The organism is Bacillus pretiosus, from assembly GCF_051294775.1.
GTDB lineage: Bacteria > Bacillota > Bacilli > Bacillales > Bacillaceae_G > Bacillus_A > Bacillus_A wiedmannii.
In genome coordinates this window covers 1-283 of sequence record NZ_JBPPHF010000559.1, presented here as the reverse complement: position 1 = coordinate 283, position 283 = coordinate 1, and the positions used below count along the sequence as shown (strand labels likewise).

The 283-nt window shown below is 37.8% G+C and carries 1 protein-coding gene; it reads right to left on the bottom strand.

Annotated elements, in window-relative coordinates:
* A partial coding sequence (locus ACSG5Z_RS32155; protein WP_435712975.1) for an rRNA adenine N-6-methyltransferase family protein occupies positions 1-283 on the bottom strand: 283 nt, incomplete at both ends.

Genomic DNA, 283 nt, shown 5'->3' with positions numbered 1-283 from the left:
CTAATGCATTACTTAATGTTGCAAACTCCTCGATAGATAGCGTTTCGCCTCTTCGTTTTGGATCAATTCCCACTTCTGTTAAAATTCGATCCAACTGCTCTTTATCTTTCGGGAAACCATTTAAATTATTTGATAAATTATTCATTAAAGTTTTACGACGCTGTGCAAAACTTGCTCGTACTACGTCAAAGAAGAATGTCTCATCTGTTACTTCTACAACTGGTTTCGGGCGCTTTAGGAGACGAATAATCGCAGAATCAACATTTGGTTGTGGCACAAACAC